The sequence below is a fragment of the Fusobacterium perfoetens genome (genome assembly GCF_021531475.1).
Taxonomy (GTDB): domain Bacteria; phylum Fusobacteriota; class Fusobacteriia; order Fusobacteriales; family Fusobacteriaceae; genus Fusobacterium_B.
Window position 1 is genome coordinate 1 of record NZ_JADYTX010000040.1, and the last position, 19,044, is coordinate 19,044.

General features: G+C 27.4%; 14 protein-coding genes. 3 read left to right on the plus strand and 11 right to left on the minus strand.

All coding sequences use genetic code 11. From position 1 onward, the window contains the following. Positions 1-221: 221 nt before the first annotated feature. From I6E15_RS08585 to polA, 7 genes are all read right to left on the minus strand, one after another. Positions 222-1,976 carry a DEAD/DEAH box helicase gene (locus tag I6E15_RS08585; protein WP_235247402.1) on the minus strand — a complete coding sequence of 585 codons (1,755 nt, stop codon included), beginning with the start codon at positions 1,974-1,976 and terminating at the stop codon, positions 222-224. Positions 1,977-2,090: 114 nt separating this feature from the next. After that, entirely contained in the window at positions 2,091-3,665 is a 1,575-nt protein-coding gene (locus I6E15_RS08590) for an Eco57I restriction-modification methylase domain-containing protein (RefSeq protein WP_235247403.1), read from the minus strand. Next, entirely contained in the window at positions 3,665-5,125 is a 1,461-nt protein-coding gene (murJ, locus tag I6E15_RS08595) for a murein biosynthesis integral membrane protein MurJ (protein WP_235247404.1), read from the minus strand. Before murJ ends, I6E15_RS08590 begins: the two co-directional genes overlap by 1 nt. Positions 5,126-5,147: 22 nt before the next feature. After that, the gene (locus I6E15_RS08600) at positions 5,148-5,909 is read right to left on the minus strand and encodes a segregation and condensation protein A (protein WP_235247405.1); all 762 of its coding nucleotides are present in this window, start codon (positions 5,907-5,909) and stop codon (positions 5,148-5,150) included. Further along, positions 5,869-6,801, minus strand: coding sequence for a bifunctional riboflavin kinase/FAD synthetase (locus I6E15_RS08605; protein ID WP_235247406.1), 933 nt, complete (start codon positions 6,799-6,801; stop codon positions 5,869-5,871). Before I6E15_RS08605 ends, I6E15_RS08600 begins: the two co-directional genes overlap by 41 nt. 11 nt (positions 6,802-6,812) lie before the next feature. After that, positions 6,813-7,712, minus strand: coding sequence for a DNA-binding protein WhiA (gene whiA, locus I6E15_RS08610; protein WP_177161045.1), 900 nt, complete (start codon positions 7,710-7,712; stop codon positions 6,813-6,815). Between the two features lie 25 nt (positions 7,713-7,737). After that, entirely contained in the window at positions 7,738-10,425 is a 2,688-nt protein-coding gene (polA, locus tag I6E15_RS08615; protein WP_235247407.1) for a DNA polymerase I, read from the minus strand. 187 nt (positions 10,426-10,612) lie between these two features. On the opposite strand from polA, the gene I6E15_RS08620 reads away from it, so the two are divergent. Both I6E15_RS08620 and guaA read left to right on the plus strand, forming a co-directional pair. Continuing rightward, positions 10,613-11,023 (plus strand): single-stranded DNA-binding protein, encoded by a 411-nt coding sequence (locus tag I6E15_RS08620; RefSeq protein ID WP_235247408.1) that lies wholly within the window; start codon positions 10,613-10,615, stop codon positions 11,021-11,023. A gap of 48 nt (positions 11,024-11,071) precedes the next feature. Continuing rightward, positions 11,072-12,610 (plus strand): glutamine-hydrolyzing GMP synthase, encoded by a 1,539-nt coding sequence (guaA, locus tag I6E15_RS08625; RefSeq protein WP_235247409.1) that lies wholly within the window; start codon positions 11,072-11,074, stop codon positions 12,608-12,610. Positions 12,611-12,723: 113 nt separating this feature from the next. Here guaA and I6E15_RS08630 read toward each other — a convergent pair whose 3' ends face one another. The 4 genes from I6E15_RS08630 to I6E15_RS08645 all read right to left on the minus strand — a co-directional run bounded on the left by I6E15_RS08630 (position 12,724) and on the right by I6E15_RS08645 (position 16,520). Further along, the gene (locus I6E15_RS08630) at positions 12,724-13,806 is read right to left on the minus strand and encodes a site-specific integrase (RefSeq protein WP_235247410.1); all 1,083 of its coding nucleotides are present in this window, start codon (positions 13,804-13,806) and stop codon (positions 12,724-12,726) included. Beyond that, positions 13,806-13,985, minus strand: a complete 180-nt coding sequence (locus I6E15_RS08635; RefSeq protein WP_235247411.1) for a transcriptional regulator — start codon at positions 13,983-13,985, stop codon at positions 13,806-13,808. Before I6E15_RS08635 ends, I6E15_RS08630 begins: the two co-directional genes overlap by 1 nt. Positions 13,986-14,062: 77 nt before the next feature. Next, complete coding sequence (locus I6E15_RS08640; RefSeq protein WP_235247412.1) at positions 14,063-15,790, minus strand: BREX system Lon protease-like protein BrxL; 1,728 nt, start codon at positions 15,788-15,790, stop codon at positions 14,063-14,065. A gap of 1 nt (position 15,791) precedes the next feature. Further along, on the minus strand, positions 15,792-16,520 hold the full coding sequence (locus tag I6E15_RS08645) for a hypothetical protein (protein ID WP_235247413.1): 729 nt from the start codon (positions 16,518-16,520) through the stop codon (positions 15,792-15,794). 183 nt (positions 16,521-16,703) lie between these two features. Here I6E15_RS08645 and I6E15_RS08650 point away from each other — a divergent pair, with 183 nt between their 5' ends. Beyond that, the gene (locus I6E15_RS08650; RefSeq protein ID WP_235247414.1) at positions 16,704-18,638 is read left to right on the plus strand and encodes a hypothetical protein; all 1,935 of its coding nucleotides are present in this window, start codon (positions 16,704-16,706) and stop codon (positions 18,636-18,638) included. The last annotated feature ends 406 nt before the right edge of the window (positions 18,639-19,044 follow it).

Sequence of the window (19,044 nt, forward strand, 5' to 3'; positions counted from 1 at the left end):
AGTCAATATTTTTTATTTTTTCATATTGTCCCTCAAAAAATTTTTTTACTTTTGGAGATTTTTCCAAATAGATATTTTTTATTTTTTTTGATTGCACTTGATAAATTTCTTTTATTTTATTCTTTGCGTTTATTAAGATTTCTTTCATCAATTCTCCTAAATTATTATAAAAATACTCCTTTCTAAATATCTTCTATATAAAAAGGAGTAACATCTATTTATTATTTACTTGTACTGCCTTCTGACTTCTTTTTTCTACCTCTTTTTGGTTTTTCAGCAACAGTTTCTACTGCCTCTTTTGTGGCTTTTTTCTTTTTATTTTCTTTTGTTTCAGTTGTTGTGTCTTTTGGCTTTCTTCCTCTTTTTGCTGGAGTAGCCTCCTCTTGTTTTTCATCAGATTTTATTTTTGCTTTTTCTACTAAAGGTTTTCTTCCTTTCTTTTGTTTCTTAAATATATCTAATATATACTCAGCCTCAGCAAAAGGTACATTCATAAATGAGAAGTTTTCATAAACCTCTACATTTTTAATTTTATCTCTATCTATTTTAGATTCTTTTGCAATTAAATCCACTATCTTTTTAGGTGTAACTTTATCCACTCTTCCAAGTGCTATGAAAAGTCTTGTTTTTCCAGCTCTATCTACTGTCGCTTCCTCTATTTCATTGTAGTTTGAACTATCTAATACATCTTCATAGTTTATTTTTAGAAGTGATGCGATAATTTCTTCAGGAGTTCCTACTTTTAGTAGCTCTTTTGCCATATCTGTAAATCCTTGGATATCTCCTTCGTTAATCTCATTTACAACACTTTCTTTTATTCTGAATTTTCTTGAAATTATTACATCTTTTATTCCAGGTACTTTTTCTTTTCTTATATCTGTTTTTGTTATTCTTTTGATTTGAAGAAGTCTTTTATACTCAGATGGAGTTATAAAAGTAATAGCTGTTCCCTCTTTTCCAGCTCTTCCTGTTCTTCCAATTCTGTGAACATAACTTTCAGCCTCTTGAGGAACTGAATAGTTTACAACGTGAGTTAGATCATTTACGTCTATTCCTCTAGCAGCTACGTCTGTTGCCACAAGAATTGTTAATTTTTTCTCTTTAAATCTTTTTAAGATAGTTTCTCTATAATTTTGAGTTATATCTCCGTGTAACTCCCCTGCATCATAACCTCTATCGTTTAATTTTCCTGCAAGTTCATTAGCATCATTTTTTGTTCTACAGAAAACTATTCCGTAAAAATCTGGTTCTAAATCTATAATTCTACAAAGAGCTTCAAATTTATCCTTTTGTTTTACCTCAAAATAAATTTGGTCTGTTAAATTTGTAGTAAGTTCTTTTGTTTCTACTTTTAAAACTTCATATCCAGGTCTCATATGAGTTTCAGCAATTTTTAAAATCTCTTTTGGCATTGTAGCTGAGAAGAAAAGCATTCTTTTATCAGCCTTTGTAAAACTTAATATTTTTTCAATGTCTTCGATAAATCCCATATTAAGCATTTCGTCAGCTTCGTCTAAGATAAAATAATCTATCTCATCTAGTTTTAAAAGTTTTCTATCTATTAAATCCAAAACCCTTCCCGGAGTTCCTACAACAATATCAACACCTTTTTTAACTTGTCTGATTTGAAGTTCTATTGATTGTCCCCCATAAACTGGTACAACTTTTAAATTTCTTCCAAAAGCAAAAGAGTTTGTTTCCTCTGCCACTTGGATTGCAAGTTCTCTAGTTGGTGCAAGAATTATGGCTCTTATTTTTCCTGTACTTTTTTCTATTTTTTCCAAAATTGGTAAAGCAAATGCTGCAGTTTTTCCTGTTCCTGTTTGTGCTTGACCTATAACGTCTTTTTCTCCCTTTAATAATACTGGGATTGTTAGGGCTTGTATTGGACTTGGTTCTTCAAATCCCTTTTTTGATAGAGCTTTAAGTGTTTTATCACTTAATCCTAACTCTCTAAATTTTTCTAGCTTGTTCATTTATCACTTCCTTATATATATTAAAAAATTATAAACATATTTATTCTATAACCTAATAATTATATCATAATTTCTTTTTCATTACTACTTTTTTATTTTTTATCTCTCTTTATTTTAAATACTGTAGGTATATGAAAAGTATTCTTCTATTTCCCTTTGAATTTCCTCTGAATAATTTTTAACTTGTTTTTTTACAAGATTTGAAATATATTTTATCTCCTCTATATTATGTGGATAAAATATTGGTGTTTCTTTAAGAGGTGTTGAATAAAATTCTAAATTATATCCTTTAGATTTTCCATTTATTCTATACCATTTATAAAAAATTTCTGAGTTAAGATAACCTAAAAGATAAAAAATATCTATCTCTCTATTTTTAGGTGAAAGATAATATATATCAGCACTTCCAAAAAAATCTCCGTTACTATAAGCAAATATATTTGTTTTACATCTTTGTCTGACTACTATCTTTTCTCCAGAGAATATCTCTCTATCTCTACCCCACTGAAGTTCCCACCATTTTATTCTATCGCTTTTAACTTCTCTTCTATTTTTTAATTTTTCTTGATAATCCTCCAAATAATTTAAGAGTTTTTCATTGGGTTTTACCTTTCTATCAAGATATAATATCCAAAAATCATTTTTTTCCTTTGAAGAATATTTAAAAATATCCTTACTTTTATAAAATGGTTTAATATATTCTTCATACTCTTTTGGAAATTCACTAAAAACAAAAGCTTTATCATATCCAGATATTATCCCTTGATTGATATTTAAAATCTCTCCCAATCTAAAATTAGATTTTTCAAGTATCTTTTCTGATAATTTTTTATTTTCAATATTTGTTAGAATTATATTCCCTTTACTATCATAAAGCTCTGCATTTTTTAGATAAAATTCTTCCATAACTTGTTTTACATCTGTTTTATCAAGTTTAAAGTTTTTCTCATCAAGGGAAAAGTTTTTTATAAGACATCTTTCGTTGTTTTTACTTTTTCTCCAAGTAAAAATCATATTATGTTGACCGTCTGCATCTTTAAATACAGAGGAGTTAAAATTATTTATATAAAGATACTCTCCCTCTGACTTTAATTTTTCCCTAAGGATTGTGGCACTATCGGCTTTTAGCCAATAATTTGTCACTATATATGACAAGATACCATTTTCTTCTAATATATCTGCACCCTTTTCAATAAAAAAATAAAAATAATCCATCTTACTCTGATAATATTTTTTACCAAAATCAGTTTCTTTTATCTCAGCAAAGATATTTTTATTATTTTTTTCTCCAATGTATGGTGGGTTTCCTAAAACTATGTTATATCTTTCTTTTATATCTGTTTTTAAACTATCATTTAGAGAGAGTTTTATCTCTCCTGAAAGGTTATATTTTTTTAAAATATTTTCTACATTCTCTCTATATTTGTCCAATGCTTTTTTATCTAAATCATAAGCAGTTATCCAATTTTCATAGTATTTATATTCACCAAAAACTTTTTTAGAAAGTTTTATAAGTTTTTCTAGAGCTATACAAAGAAGATTTCCTGTTCCAGATGATAGATCTATCATTCTTAAATTCTTTAACTTTTCCTTTGAATAATCTTTTTTAAAATATTTTCTAAAAGCCTCTTTTGTTATTTCTTTTGAATATCTATAAGGGGTATATATTTTATAATTGGTAGTCCCCATTAAAATACCTCTAGCCTTTTTTTATAGATTGGATAAGCCCAAAGAACTATATAAACTATTGAAAATACAATAAGTTTTAAAATAAGATTTCCAATACCAAAGCTTACTGCCACAGCAATCAGTGATGAAACTATAACTTTTATTGCAAAAATTATTGTTCTTCTCATTTTAAAATCAATATATTTTTTCTTAAAAGTATATAAAAGAAGAGAGAAATTAACTATTGCTGCTACTGATGTTGCGAGAGCAAGCCCTTTATAAGCCATTGGTTTTATAAGTAGCATATTTAAAACAATATTTATAACTATTGAAATAATAGAAAATTTTACAGGGTCTTTACTATTTTTCATGCCATAAAAGGCTCTAGTTAAAACGTGGATAGCATTATAGAAATAAAGTCCAACTGAATAGAAAAACAGTGATTCTGCTGTTATCATAATAGCTCTCTCATTAAAGTTTCCATATCCAAATAAAAATTTTACAACCTCTTTAGAATAAAAACAAAATACCATCATACAAGGTATGATTAAAAATAGTAAAATATTTAATCCTTTCAATAAATTATCCTCTACCCCTTTAAAATCTTTATCGACTATTTTTTTTGAAAGAGTTGGATAAACTACTGTTGAAACTGATATTCCAAAAACTCCTATTGGTAAAGTATAAAGTCTTGTGGCATTTTCAAGAGCTGATATTCCTCCTGCCTCAAGATATGATGCAAAAAATTGGTCAACTATTGTATTAAATTGTCTTGCAACTATTCCTACAAGCATTGGCAACATCATATAAAAAAGTCTTTTTAAATATCTATCTTTCCAATAAATTTTTAGACTATAACCTTTTGTTTTAGCAAAAAATTGTGGAAGTTGTATCAAAAGTTGCAGTACTCCACCTACTAAAACTCCATAAGCCATAGCTTTTATTCCATATTTTCTCCCGAAAAATATTGCTGACCCTAAAGTTGCCAAGTTAAAAAATATCGCTGTTGAGGCTGGGACTACAAATATTTTAAAATTATTAAGTATAGCTCCAATCATTCCAGCAAGGGCAATCAAAATAAAATAAGATGACATTATTTCTAAAAGTCCTGCTGCCATATGTTTTGTTTCAGCAGAAAATCCATTAACTATCAAAGAAATAACTTGATCTGAAAAAACTATCATAAGTATTGAAATAACTATGGAAAAAATAAAAAGTATATTTAAGATAGAGAAGATAAATTTTCTTCCCTCTTCCTCTCCCTCTTCTTTTACTTTTTCGTTATAAAGTGGGATAAAAGATGTTCCCAATGCTCCCTCTCCCAATAGCTGTCTAAAAAAGTTACTTATCTTAAAAGCACTAAAAAAAGCGTCAGTGGCTGCATTAGCTCCAAAATAATAAGCCACTACCATACTTCTTCCAAGCCCTAAAACTCTACTTATCAAAGTAACTATCATTACTAAAATTCCACTTTTAAACATTAATTAATTTCCTCCAAACTACTTAGTTCATTTTCGTTATATATATTTTTTCTTCGATTTTCAGTATATCGAAAATTCCCTCTTTATAAGCATCTAAAATCGCCAAGAATATATAAACCAAATGCATTCTATTTTCAGCTCTCTCAAATATCTCCTCTAAATTTTTTTTATCATTGTAAATAAATATTTTTAATTTTTCCAACTCATCTTCTAAAGTATAAGTTCTCTCATATTTTATCTCCATTATATCAGAGCTTTGTTTTGAAAGATATTTCTTATAGCTCTCATAAATATCATCTAAAGTAAGAGAGTCTAAATTATACTCTTTAGAAGAAACTTTTGTTATCTTTCTTCCCTCTTTTTTTGTATAACTTATATTAAATTCATTTTCTAATTTTGAAACCTCTTGGGTTACCTCTTTGAAAATCTTATATTCTTCCAATCTACGTTTTAAATCTTTTTCAGATTGTCTCTCTTTTTCAAGATTAAGTATTGAGAAAGCTTTTATCTCAAGAAGTTCTGTTGCTATCAACACAAACTCTACCTTTATATCAAGATGATCTCTTTTGCTTGCATCTAAGATAGCTAGATATTCATCTATAATCTGGGTTATTTTTATCTCAGAGATTTTCATCTTCTTTTTTTCTATTAGATACACCAAAAGTTCTAAAGGTCCTTCAAAATTATCAAGTTTTAAAACTATATCCTTTTGAGTTGCAATCTCCTTTGGCATATTTTCTATATTATTTTCTGTTTGAAATTTTTCTCCAGTTTTCAACATCATTTCTTATTCCTTGTCTTAGTTCTTCCATAGAACCGAATTTTTTCTCGTCTCTTAGATGTTTTTCTATACTAACATCGATTTTTTTTCCATAAATATCCCTATTAAAATCTAGGATATGTACCTCTACACTTAATTCTCCCGGTTTTAATGTAGGATTTTTTCCAATATTTACAACTGCATTATATTTTTCTTTTTCACCCTCGATTAAAACTGTCCCTCCAAATATTCCAAAAGGGGGATAAACTTTATTTACAACCTTTAAGTTTGCTGTTGGAAATCCCAATACTCTTCCAAGTTTTTTCCCATGTTCTACTTCTCCAGAGATAAAAAATGGTCTTCCTAAAAACATATTAGCTTCTTCGATTTTTCCCTCTAATATAAATTTTCTAATAAGAGTTGAGCTTAGTACCTGCCCTTTATATTCAATAGCTTTAATTTCATTAAGTTTTATGCCTTTTTTAGGAGCAACTTTTCTTAAGTATTCTACGTTTCCACTTCCTTTTTCAGCAAAAGTATAATTAAATCCTACAAAAATTTCTTTAGCTCCTAAATATTCAATTAAAATTTTGTCAATAAATTCCTCTTTTGAAGTTTCCGCATACTTTTCATCAAAAGTTTGTAAAACTACATAATCAACACCCATCTCTTCTAAAAGTCTTAACTTTTCATCGATAGTGTTTATCATTTTAGGAACTCTCTCTGGAGCTATTATTTCTAATGGATGGTTTAAAAAAGTATAAACTACTGATATTCCCCCGTTTTTTTTAGCTTCCTCTATAGCACTATTTATCAAAACTCTGTGTCCTCTATGAACTCCGTCAAAAGTTCCAAGAGCCACATAGCTATTTTTTAATCTTTCTTCACTTTTTTGTATATCAACTATTACTTTCATTGAAACTCTATTTACTCCTTATTTTCTTCAACTAATTGATTATAAACTTCTTCTATTCTTCTAAATCTATTTCTTATACCTGATTTGGAAATTCCTATCATATCAGCAAGTTCTTGAAGAGAGCTTTCTGGATTTTGAAGTCTTAAAAAAGCTACCTCCTCCAAAACTGATGAAAGTTTATTTATCCCCATAACTTTTCCAATATAATTTATCATTTTTATCTGTTTTATCCCTGTATTAAGAGCTTTGGTTTCATTGGCAACTTCCCAGTTCATCTCTCTTATAGTTTTATTTTTTAAATCTTTCATCATCGTTATCTCTTCATATTTATAAAACTCTTTGATAGAACCTATCATTACCAAAACGTCCATTATATCTTCGCAGTTTCTTAAATAAACTAAATTTTTATTTCTTTTTTTAGTTTTAGAAACTTTTTTCCCTAAGTTTAAAAGAATTCTATAAAGTTCATCTGCCATCTCTTCATCATCTATGAAAAAATCCATTGCATATTCCTTTTCAGGTGGTTTTACATAACCAGTAGATAGAAATAATCCTCTTATAAACCCAGCTACTCTCTCTTCATCTTGCTCTATTTCTTCTCCACGAAATCCCTCTAACATCTGAATAAAATCATTATATCCATTTTGTTTTTCAATAGTTATTATATATACTCTATGCTCACCAAAATTCATACTAATAGAATATTTTACACTTAGTTTTAATTCTGTGACCTCTTTTAAAAGTCCATAAACTCTATTGGCAAGCTCGATACTCTCCAGTTTAAATTCTATTTTATTATTTTGAATAGCATTTTTAACATCTAAAATTCCTCTAAGCTCTGCTATCTTTTCCTTTGTTGTATAAATTGATTTTTTTATTATCTCTGTTTTTACTTGAGAAGTATAGGACATTTTACACCCCTTTCTCTATCTCTTATTATTTAGCCTCTGCCCAATTTTTTCCTACAGCGCTATTAACTTCTAAATGGACATTTTTAAAGTCCACACTATTTTTCATTATATTTTCTATAAGCTCTCTATAATAATCTACTTTTTCCTCTTTTACCTCAAAAATAAGTTCGTCGTGAACTTGTAAAAGCATATCTATATCCCCTTTATCTTTTAAAATATTATAGATACTTATCATAGCTTTTTTTATAATTTCAGCAGCAGTCCCTTGAATAACTGTATTAACAGCCATTCTTTCCCCTTGACTTTTTATATTTTTATTTTTAGAATTTATTCCATCAATCCATCTTCTTCTGCCAAAATATGTTTCCACATAACCTTTTTTTTCTGCAACTTCTACTATCTGACGTTCAAACTCTTTTACTTTTGGATATTCAGCAAAATATTTTTCAATATACTCTTTTGCCTCCCCTTGAGTAATTTTAAGTTCATTAGCAAGTCCAAAAGGTGTTTTTCCATAAATAACGCTAAAATTTATAGTTTTAGCAACTGTTCTTTCTTCTCTTGTTACTCTGCTACCTTTTGGAAGTCCAAAAATCTTTCTAGCAGTTAAACTGTGTAAATCTTCATTTTTTGCATAAGCATCTATTAAATTTTCATCACCTGACATCTCTCCTAAAACTCTAAGTTCTATTTGAGAATAGTCAATTCCAAGAATTTTATAACCATCTCTTGCTACAAATCCCTCTCTTATTTTCATTCCCTCATCTGTTTTTACAGGAATATTTTGAAGATTTGGATCTGATGATGAAAGTCTTCCAGTAGCTGTTCCACTTTGATTAAAAGTAGTGTGTATTCTATTTTCTCTATCTCTTACTTTTAAAAGAGCATCTACATAAGTTGATTTTAATTTTGCAAATTTTCTATATTCCAATATATACTCAGCTATTTTTTCCCCTTGGTTTTTTAAGTATTCCAAAACTCCAACATCTGTAGAATATCCACTTTTTGTCTTTTTAACAGGTGGAATATTCAATTTAAAGAATAAAATTTCAGAAAGTTGTTTTGGAGAATTTATATTAAATTTTTCCCCAGCAACTTCATAGATTTTATTTTCAAGTTCATCTATAAAACTTGCAAGCTCTACACTATAATTTTCAAAATATCTAGGGTCAATAGCTATCCCTTTTTCTTCCATTGACGCTAATACTTCTATTAAAGGTATCTCTGTTTCTTTTAAATTTTTTATAAGATTTTTTTCTTCTAAATCCTCTTTAAGACTTGGATAAATCTCTTGTAAAAGATTAGATAATCTACATAGATATTTTCCATAAGATTCTATATCAAGATTTTCTTTTAACTCTTTTCCAAATAAATCAGCATAACTTTGAATTTCTATTCCCTCTTCATTTGCAAGTATTTCTATCCCCTCTTTTGTTTGAGCAGTTTTTAGATGTTGTCCAAGCATCATATCAAACTCGATATTTGAAGTAGTGATTTTATAAATATTTTTTATTACATTTTTAAAATCATAAGTTATAAATTTTTTATCCATTGAGAAAATTTCATTTAATTTTTCTTTTGAATAATTTTGATAATTTGCACCTAGTTTTAGATTATGTCCAAATGGTACATAGTAATCTTGTTTTGCAGTTGAGAAAGCCATTCCTATATTTTCTGTATAGAAAAATACCTCCTCCTCTTTTTTTATCTCTTCCACAAGATTTTTAAATTTTTCATCACTATCTACAACTAAAATCTCACTTGCTCTAACCACTTTTGGAATTTCTGCAAAAAGTCCTAGTTGATTGTTTTCTTTAGTTTCAACAACTTCTTCTTGTAGATTCATTCTTTTTATTAAAGCTTTAAAACCTAAAACTTTAAAAAGTTCCAAAAGTTTGACGTTGTCTATTTTATATGATATTTGTGAAATTTCTATGTCAAGAGGGATATTTTTTTCAATAGTAGCTAGTTCTCTACTTAAAAAAGCTATCTCTTTATCCTCTTTTATATTTCTTATAAGCCCCGGTCCTATTCCGCTTATCTCTTTTAAAGAATCTACATTTTCATAAATCCCCTCAAGATTTTTATATTTCTCAAGCATTGGTATAGCTTTTTTTTCTCCAACTTTTCTAACTCCTGGAATACCGTCACTTGAATCTCCTATAAGACCAAATAAATCCGGTATCATATTAGGTACAACTCCAAGATAATCAACAACATCTTCATCAGTAGATAAAATTTTAAATCCTCCGTCGTCACCTTTTCCCATAAGAGCGATATTTATATTTTCATCTACAAGTTGAGCTAAATCTTTATCTCCCGTAACAATATATATTTCATAACCATCTTTTGAGAACTTTTTAGAAATAGTTCCCATTACATCATCAGCTTCATATCCATCTATTTTAAATCTTTTAATTCCAAAAGAATCAAGAACTTCCTCTATTCTTGGAATTTGTCTTAATAAATCTTCCGGCACTGCATCTCTATTTTTTTTGTACTCCTCATAGATAGCACTTCTTTTTAATGTAGCTCTCTTTACATCTTGAGCAGCACAAATATAATCAGGAGAAAATTCTTTTATGATACTAAGCAACATATTAGTAAATCCATAAACAGCCCCCGTTGGTTCATCTTTTGTTCTAAAATTCATATTTGCATAAAAGGCTCTATACATAATAGCACTTGTATCTAGTAAAACGATTTTTTTCATTCTTTCCTCCTATTAATTTTTTTAATTTTACGCATAATATTATATCATATCTTACATTTTTTTTCATAAAATCTTTATTAGGTTTTATCTTTTTTTATTTCTTATTCTTTAAAATTCTTGTCAATATTATTTTTTTTTGTTATAATTAAAGGTAGAATAAAATAAATATATAAACAGGAGGTTTTTTATGAACTTAGTTGTTTTAACTGGAAGATTAACTAGAGATCCTGAATTAAAATATGGACAAAGCGGAAAAGCTTATTCTAGATTTTCTTTAGCCGTTGATAGACCTTTCCAAAAAGGTGAAGCTGATTTTATCAACTGCGTAGCTTTTGGAAAAACTGCTGAACTTATTGGCGAATATTTAAGAAAAGGTAGAAAAGTTGGTGTTCAAGGTTCTCTACAAATGAATAGATATGAAGTAAATGGAGAAAAAAGAACTTCTTATGATGTACTTGTAAATAATATAGAATTCTTAGAATCAAAAAATGCAACATCTTCTAATAATATGGACGATCCTTATGCTAATATGGATCATACTCCAGAACCTGTTCCATCTGGAATATCTAGTATGGACGACGATGAGTTTCCATTCTAGTAATTTATAATAATTTTTTATTAAATTTTAATTTTATATGGAGGTAAGATGAAAAAAAATAGTATCGTTATTCTTGACTTTGGTTCTCAATACAACCAATTAATTGCAAGAAGAATTAGAGAAATGGGGGTTTACGCTGAAATAGTTCCTTACTATGAACCTCTTGAAAAAATAAAAGAAAGAGAACCTAAAGGAATTATCCTTTCTGGTGGACCTGCATCTGTTTATTTAGAAGATGCTTATATGATTGACAAAGCTCTTTACGATTTAGGTATCCCAGTTCTTGCAGTTTGTTACGGAATGCAACTTACTAACCACCTTTTAGGAGGAAAAGTTGAAGCTGCTGAAAAACAAGAATTCGGAAAAGCTATCTTAGTTCTTGACGAAGCTGAAAATCCTTTATTCGAAGGAATCCCTAACAATTCTCAAGTTTGGATGAGCCACCAAGACCATGTTGTTAAAATGGCACCTGGATTTGAACAAATCGCTCACACAGATTCTTGTATCGCAACTTGTTGCAATAAAGAAAAAAATATCTACTGCGTACAATTCCACCCAGAAGTTACTCACTCTGAATATGGAAAAGAAATATATAAAAACTTTGTTTTCAATATAGCTAAATGTGAACAAAACTGGAATATGAACAACTATATTGAAGAAACTGTAAAAAATATAAAAGCTACTGTTGGAGATAAAAAAGTTTTACTTGGACTTTCTGGAGGAGTTGACTCTTCTGTTGCGGCTACTCTTATCCATAGAGCAATCGGAGATCAATTAACTTGTATCTTCGTTGATACTGGTCTTTTAAGAAAAGACGAAGCTAAAACTGTTATGGAAGTTTACGGAGAAAATTTCCATATGAACATCAAATGCGTAAACGCTGAAGAAAGATTCCTTTCTAAATTAGCTGGTGTATCAGACCCTGAAGCAAAAAGAAAAATAATTGGAAAAGAATTTATCGAAGTATTCAATGAAGAAGCTTCTAAATTAACTGATGTTACTTTCCTTGCTCAAGGAACTATCTATCCAGACGTTATTGAATCTCAATCTGTAAAAGGACCTTCAATGACAATTAAATCTCACCACAATGTTGGTGGACTTCCTGAAGATATGAAATTCACTTTACTTGAACCATTAAGAGAATTATTCAAAGACGAAGTTAGAAAAGTAGGAAGAGAATTAGGAATCCCTGATCATATGATCGATAGACACCCATTCCCAGGACCAGGACTTGGAATAAGAATTTTAGGAGAAGTTTCTAAAGAAAAAGCTGATATCTTAAGAGAAGCTGACGCAATATTTATTGAAGAACTTAGAAAAGCTGACCTTTATAATAAAGTAAGCCAAGCTTTCGTAGTTTTATTACCAGTAAAATCTGTTGGAGTTATGGGAGACTTCAGAACTTATGAATATACTGCAGTTTTAAGATCTGCTAACACTATTGACTTTATGACTGCTACTTGGTCAAAACTTCCTTATGAATTCTTAGAAGTTGTTTCTAATAGAATTATTAACGAAGTTAAAGGAATCAATAGATTAACTTATGATATTTCTTCTAAACCACCTGCAACTATCGAGTGGGAATAGTATCTTGTATTGCATAAGATTGCTATTTTAAAAGAAATAAAAGTAATTTTATAACTAATTGGCCGCAAAATGGCCGTAAAACAAAAAAAGTAGGATTTTGTAGTCCTACTTTTTTACTTTTTAGCTGAAATATCATTTAATAAATTCATCATACTGATATTTGCATTTGGGTAAATATGTGAATATGTATTAAGAGTTGTCTCCACTTTTTCATGCCCCAATCTTTTACTGATTAGCACAGGATTAACTCCTAAATGTATCAAAAGACTTGCATGGCTGTGTCTTAAATCATGAAGTCTTATACTTTCCATATTCTCAGCTTTTGCTATTCTCTTTATCTCATGTTCAAACAGATATTTAGTACATGGAAATATTCTATCTTTCTTTTTTAAATCATACAACTTTTCAAAATAATTTTCAAGTACATTTGCCAAGTTGTCACTTATCTCTATTATTCTGTTGCTTCTTGGTGTCTTAGGTGTGGTAATTATATCTCTCCCTTTAAGCCGCTGATATGATTTATTCACTCTAAGAGTTTTCTTTTCTAAATCAATATCTTCTCTGGTTAAAGCAAGAAGTTCTCCAATTCTTAGCCCTGTCCAGAATAAAGTTTGAAAACCTGTTTTAGCTATCGGATTGATTAATTTTTCAGAACTTATAAATTTCTTAAATTCTTCTATACTCCATATATTCATTTCGTCTGCATTTTTCTTTCCAATACTACCAGCCTTATGACATGGATTTTCTTTAAGATTATAAAACCTTACAGCATAATTAAATATTGCTACTAACTGATTATTCATGGTTTTTATATAAGTCTGACTGTATTTTTTCCCTGTCTTTTCATTAGTGTATTGCAAAATCTTTCTCTGCCAAGCACGAATTGTATTTGGAGTTATTTCTGACAGCTTTAATTTATTGAAAAATGGAGCTATTTTAAGCTCCATTAAATACTTCTTCGTTTCAAGTGTATTTTCTTTCAGCCTTGTAGATAAGTCCTCAAAATAGAGGACTACAAGACTTTCAAAGGTCATATCTATATTATATTGAGCCTTTCTCAAAAACTCCCTTTCATATTCTTGGGCTTCACTTTTCTTTTTAAAACCTCTCTTTTGAGTTTCTCTCCTCTTTCCTGTATGGTCAATATAATAAAATCTAGCTCTCCATGTCCCATTTTCTTCCTTGTAAACAGGCATTATGCCACCTCCTCAATACCAAGTCTTTTTAAGAGGTAATCTTTATTAATTCTTCCTCTGATAGTAATATATCCCTCTTTCTTCAATTCCTCGTTAAGTTCTCTTATTATTTGATAGGCTTTACCTACTCTTACTTTACATAAAGTTGCTACTTGTTCTGCCGTTAAAATCTTTTCCATAAATTATCCTCCTTTTATTCTTTAGAACTGGCTTAGGAAATATTCTAAGCCAATCCTACTAATTAATTATATATAGTTTATTCTTCATTATCTTCTCTGATAAACTTACTAAAGTTCACAAATTTAATTTCTCCATCTATAAGTACAAAGTTCTTTTTTGTTACTTGAGGATTACTACACTGAAATATTCTTTTAGTTTCTATTTCAGCTATTTTCACAAAGAAATCAGGTATTCCCTTAAAAATATCAAAACGTTCATTAAAACTTCCTTCTTCTATTTTTTTAATTGTCCATTTATTAAAATCATCATCAGTTATCTTTTTATTTCCTCCAATCCAAATAATATCTTCAGAATATAAATCTTCAGCTTTTTGTTTCATGTGTTTACCTTCCTCACTAAGAAATGTTATATCTAAAATATTTTCAGGATTTTCTTGATAATAAGCATATTCTTTTATATTTTGCTCTATACCATATCCTGTAAGTCCTATCTTATGTACAATATCTTCTCCAAAATTTTTAATTAAAATCCGTTCTTCATCAAACATAACCCATTCTATCTTTTCAATGGAAAACCCTGACATTTCAGCAATAAATTTAGCTGAATTAGTATTGAACGGATTATAAACTTCTTTGTTTAAAGTAAAGCTGTTAAAATGTTTTACAAATTCAAACACTCCATCTATAACCCATTCAGGTACCGCATTTTCTTTTATTACTGACTCCGGATATACTATTTTTATGAAAGAAGAAATTCCTTTATAAAAATTTCTTAATTGTCTGTTTTTAAGATTATATTTTTCTAAGTTTATCAGACATTTTTTCTCTTTCAACTCTTTAAGAACTCTGGCAAAATCTTCTATGTATATTCCTGTTGTATCGTTATTCACAAATTTTATTTCTCCAAAAGTCTTTTTATAGTGAGGAATAATAAATGGATAACGGTGAAATATTGCTTCATCTTCCAAGAAAATTTTTGGTAACCTAGAAAATAATTTATCCAAAGTATAGCTTTGTAAATTATATCCTTTCATATAATTATTAGCTACAAATAAGAAAGAGGTTTCTGTTTTAGTTATTACTTGATTGTGTTTTAAAAATCTTCCACTCTCTGTTATTTGCTTAATATATTGTATAGTATTATCTATGTCTGATATTCCCATTATTTCTTCAAATACTAATGTTGGATACTCAAGAGGAACTTTCTCTACTTTTTGCTCATCATAATTTTTTAGACTTAATTCTTTTCCTCTTAACCATGGTTCAGTAGGTATCCCTCCTCGAACTAATAACATTGGTTTTGAAGAAATTGAATTTTCTTCTATTTTATCTTCTGAATCATTTTCTAAATTGGTCATTACAGAATTATTTAAATTGCTATCAGTAGAAACATTAGCAAAAACTAAAGATGTCATACTGGATTTACTCATCTCTGCTTCTCCAACACGAAATGCCCCTGTATTTTTTTCTATCAATACAACATTTCCTATGAGTGTCCCCATTATGCAATAAATTGTATTATCTTCTGATAATCCTACTGTATTTAAAGTATGAGTACTTCTTTTATAAAGAGGTTTTTCCCTTAAATATTTCATATAACATTCTTGATAAGAACCCCCTTTTATTATATCTATAGTTTCACTATCTTCTTCTACCTCTTTAAATGAAACTACTTCTGTTTTTAATCTTTTTATCACTTCATTCATAGGAATAATCCTCGATATTATTTCTTTTTTTCCTATTTCCTGAATTACATTTTCTCCTACTATATTTTTTACTTCTACTGCTTTTTTTCTACCTGCCATATTATTTCACTCCTTTTAAAAAATTATATTCTTTAAGATTTATTGCTCTATTTTTATACAGATAAAAAGAATTACCATTTAAAAAACTTTCAAAAGAGAGTTCGATTCCATCTGCAATACCGTTATATTCAACATAATCATCTATTTCAGTAATTACATAAGTATCAAATTCTTTTAAATATTTAATTTTGCCAATGTCCAAACCATCAATAAAATATCTGCTGATTGTCGGTTTTATATCTTCATATATTCGCCTTAAAGTTTCCAAAGAATAACTTTTTATATCTTCTAAATTAGAAATTTTAAGAGCAAATATTATTTCGTCTTTTCCCTCTGACACTTTACAAAAAGTAAGGTGTTCTGGTTTTAGAATATTTATATCTTTTTTTATAATAGGTGTTGTACTTTCTCTTGGAAAATTTTGTCTTAAAAATCCTAATTGATTTGTGCCTTTCTCATTTAAAGCTAACAACAAAGGACTTCCATCTTCTTGTATAATTTTAATACAATGTTCTCCAAACATAGAATAGGAAACATTTTCTATATTTACTGAAGTTAATATTTCTTGTTTAAGTGTATCGTTAATAAAAATTATCCCATCTTTGAAAGAATATATTCCTTTCCCATGAATTATTTTTATATACTTAGGTTCATCATCTTTATAATCACTTTTTAAAAATTCTTTATGTCTAAAATTCCTATCATATATTTTTTCTAACATTTTTTTCATTCTTTGCCTCCTGAATTATTTGAGTTTTTGAAAAATTTTTCATATAATTTAAAGTGTTGTTACTAGTCATGACTGTCTGTTTCTTGTTTACACAATCATAATATCATCAATATTAAATTTAATAATTAAAAACCTATTTAGGTTTATTAAAAAAATTTTTTATGAATAAACTAAGGAGAATTTATGAAATTATTTTATGATTTTAATAATCCAGTTGAAAATGAGTTCTATATTTTAGAAAAAATTATTAATTTTGAATATCCAATAAATATGATAAAAATTCCAGAAAATTTTGAAAAAATAAAGAAAGCAAAACTTACGTCTTTTGAAAATTTAAAAAAAATAGATTTAAAAGAATTAGGAAAAGTAATTTTTGAATTTGAACCAAAAGGTATTTTAAAAATTAATAAAGAAATTGTAAAAAATAATTTAGAAAAAATATTTTTCAAAATAGGTTCAGAACATGAATTTTCACATCGTGCAGATGAGTTAACCTCAGAAGAATATGATGAGATAATAAACTTTTTAACAGAAGATAGATTAAAATTAAATATGGAGGCTGAAGAATGCTTAAAGACCTTGTTAATTTGTTCTAAAATAATAGAATTTAAAATTAAAATCCCTAAAAAAAATGAAGATACTATAACAGAAATATGCGACGAGAAAATAAAGAATTTAAATAATTTAATTCCAAAACTAAAAGAAAAAAATAAAAATTATGTAAAGAAAATGAGGGAAACTCTTGAAAAAATTTTAAAAGGAAAAAAATCTGAAATAAGTTTTAAAACTCTAAATTTTATAAATGAATTTGATCTTTTCGTTTTCTCCAAAAATAATCTATTAAAAAAACCATTCTTAAGTTTATATGAAAAGTATAATTTAAGTTCTAAAAATGATTTACATAAAATATTTATAATAGAAGAATTTATTTATCATATTTGCAATATCAATGAAAGAGGGATTATTCAGCTCTTATGTAAAGAAGAACCTAATTTTGAAGTAAAAAATCTTTATAAAAAATTAGAAAAATATAATGACCCTAATTTATTTATGGATACTATACCAGAAGAAGAAAGTATACCAAAATATATTGATTTTTCTCCTATAGAGAAAAATATTAGAATTTTCTTACAAAGTATTTCGCCCAAAAAATTAAAAAATTTTTTAAAACTATTTTTATTTTGTTGTAGAGACGAAATATTAATTACACAAGAGCAAATTAAAGAAATTTTTCCAATTTATTTAAATTTTAAAACAGAAACAGCTGAAATCAAAAAAAAAGTATCTTCAGATTTTGAAACAAAAGAGATTTTATTTAATAAAAAAATTGAATTTTTATTGATAATGTTTGAAGAAAAATTAAAAAATCTTAGAATAAACGATGAACCTATCAAAGAATATAACGAAATTAGAGAAATGTCATATAAAAAAATTAGAGAAAAATATATTAATAATATTTTAAAGACAAAATATGACTTAGAAATAGAACTTAGAAGTGAAATATATGAAGAAAAAATAAAAAATTTTAATCAAAAAAAAGTGTTAAAAAAAATAAAAAAATATTTAGAAAAAAATAAAGAAAAAACGGAATATGAAGAAAATTTATATAAAATTATTCAAGTCATAGAAATACCTTTAAAAGAAAAAAACAAACGTAAAGCAGGAAGAAAAACAGAAAAGAAAAATTTATTTCAAAATAATTATTTAGAAGATATTAAATCTTTTTCTTTTTCAAATCTTTTTAGAACTGGAATATATTATAAAATATTAATATTAAATTACTTATTCACTATTGACAAAAAAGACTTTACAATAGAAGCTCAAGTTCTAAAAAAAGAAAATAAAGAAGAAATTTCAGAAAATTCTGAAAAAAATTTTCAAATTTATTATAATGCCTTAATGAGAAATAATAAACAATTTGGAGACAAGCATTTAAAATATCTTTTTCATTATTTAGTAAAAAAAGAAAGTAAACTAATTTTTAATATTATAAATTGCCTAAATTTTTTACATCTTTATGATGACAACTTACTTGAAAATGCTATAAATTTAGGAGCATTTGAAAAATTTTTTCCATTTTATGAAGAAGTAACCTTAGAAGAAATAAAATTGAAATAATTATATATTATATAATGTATTACACATATATGAGAAAAAGAATTTTTAAGTCAGCTTACAGAGATGTAGTAGGCTGGCTTTTTATTTTGTACAGCAAAAGGAGGAGTAGTTTTATGTTAGGACTTGGAGCTATAGGTGGTATTCTGATTGTTATAGGTACAGCACTTGGAACTATTGATGATTTAACAAATAAAAAATAATGGAGGAATGACAAAATGCAAGAGTTGAAATTATATGAAATTACACAAGGAATGATTGACCAGTTAGATATATTTTTGGAGAGCGAGGGGAATGATTCGGATAAAGAAAATTACTCTGAAATCATGTTATGATATGATACCCATAAAGGACACATATATATTATCAACAAATTAAAAAATATAAGAAAGTTGGTAATGTATGTCTA

What these genes read in the sequence shown, in the direction of transcription:
- I6E15_RS08620 (WP_235247408.1), top strand. Translation starts at nt 10,613, where the DNA reads ATGAACTTAGTTGTTTTAACTGGAAGATTAACTAGAGATCCTGAATTA.
- I6E15_RS08650 (WP_235247414.1), top strand. Translation starts at nt 16,704, where the DNA reads ATGAAATTATTTTATGATTTTAATAATCCAGTTGAAAATGAGTTCTAT.
- polA (WP_235247407.1), bottom strand. Translation starts at nt 10,425, where the DNA reads ATGAAAAAAATCGTTTTACTAGATACAAGTGCTATTATGTATAGAGCC.
- I6E15_RS08600 (WP_235247405.1), bottom strand. Translation starts at nt 5,909, where the DNA reads ATGATGTTGAAAACTGGAGAAAAATTTCAAACAGAAAATAATATAGAA.
- I6E15_RS08640 (WP_235247412.1), bottom strand. Translation starts at nt 15,790, where the DNA reads ATGGCAGGTAGAAAAAAAGCAGTAGAAGTAAAAAATATAGTAGGAGAA.
- guaA (WP_235247409.1), top strand. Translation starts at nt 11,072, where the DNA reads ATGAAAAAAAATAGTATCGTTATTCTTGACTTTGGTTCTCAATACAAC.
- I6E15_RS08630 (WP_235247410.1), bottom strand. Translation starts at nt 13,806, where the DNA reads ATGCCTGTTTACAAGGAAGAAAATGGGACATGGAGAGCTAGATTTTAT.
- murJ (WP_235247404.1), bottom strand. Translation starts at nt 5,125, where the DNA reads ATGTTTAAAAGTGGAATTTTAGTAATGATAGTTACTTTGATAAGTAGA.
- I6E15_RS08590 (WP_235247403.1), bottom strand. Translation starts at nt 3,665, where the DNA reads ATGGGGACTACCAATTATAAAATATATACCCCTTATAGATATTCAAAA.
- I6E15_RS08605 (WP_235247406.1), bottom strand. Translation starts at nt 6,801, where the DNA reads ATGAAAGTAATAGTTGATATACAAAAAAGTGAAGAAAGATTAAAAAAT.
- I6E15_RS08585 (WP_235247402.1), bottom strand. Translation starts at nt 1,976, where the DNA reads ATGAACAAGCTAGAAAAATTTAGAGAGTTAGGATTAAGTGATAAAACA.
- whiA (WP_177161045.1), bottom strand. Translation starts at nt 7,712, where the DNA reads ATGTCCTATACTTCTCAAGTAAAAACAGAGATAATAAAAAAATCAATT.
- I6E15_RS08645 (WP_235247413.1), bottom strand. Translation starts at nt 16,520, where the DNA reads ATGAAAAAAATGTTAGAAAAAATATATGATAGGAATTTTAGACATAAA.
- I6E15_RS08635 (WP_235247411.1), bottom strand. Translation starts at nt 13,985, where the DNA reads ATGGAAAAGATTTTAACGGCAGAACAAGTAGCAACTTTATGTAAAGTA.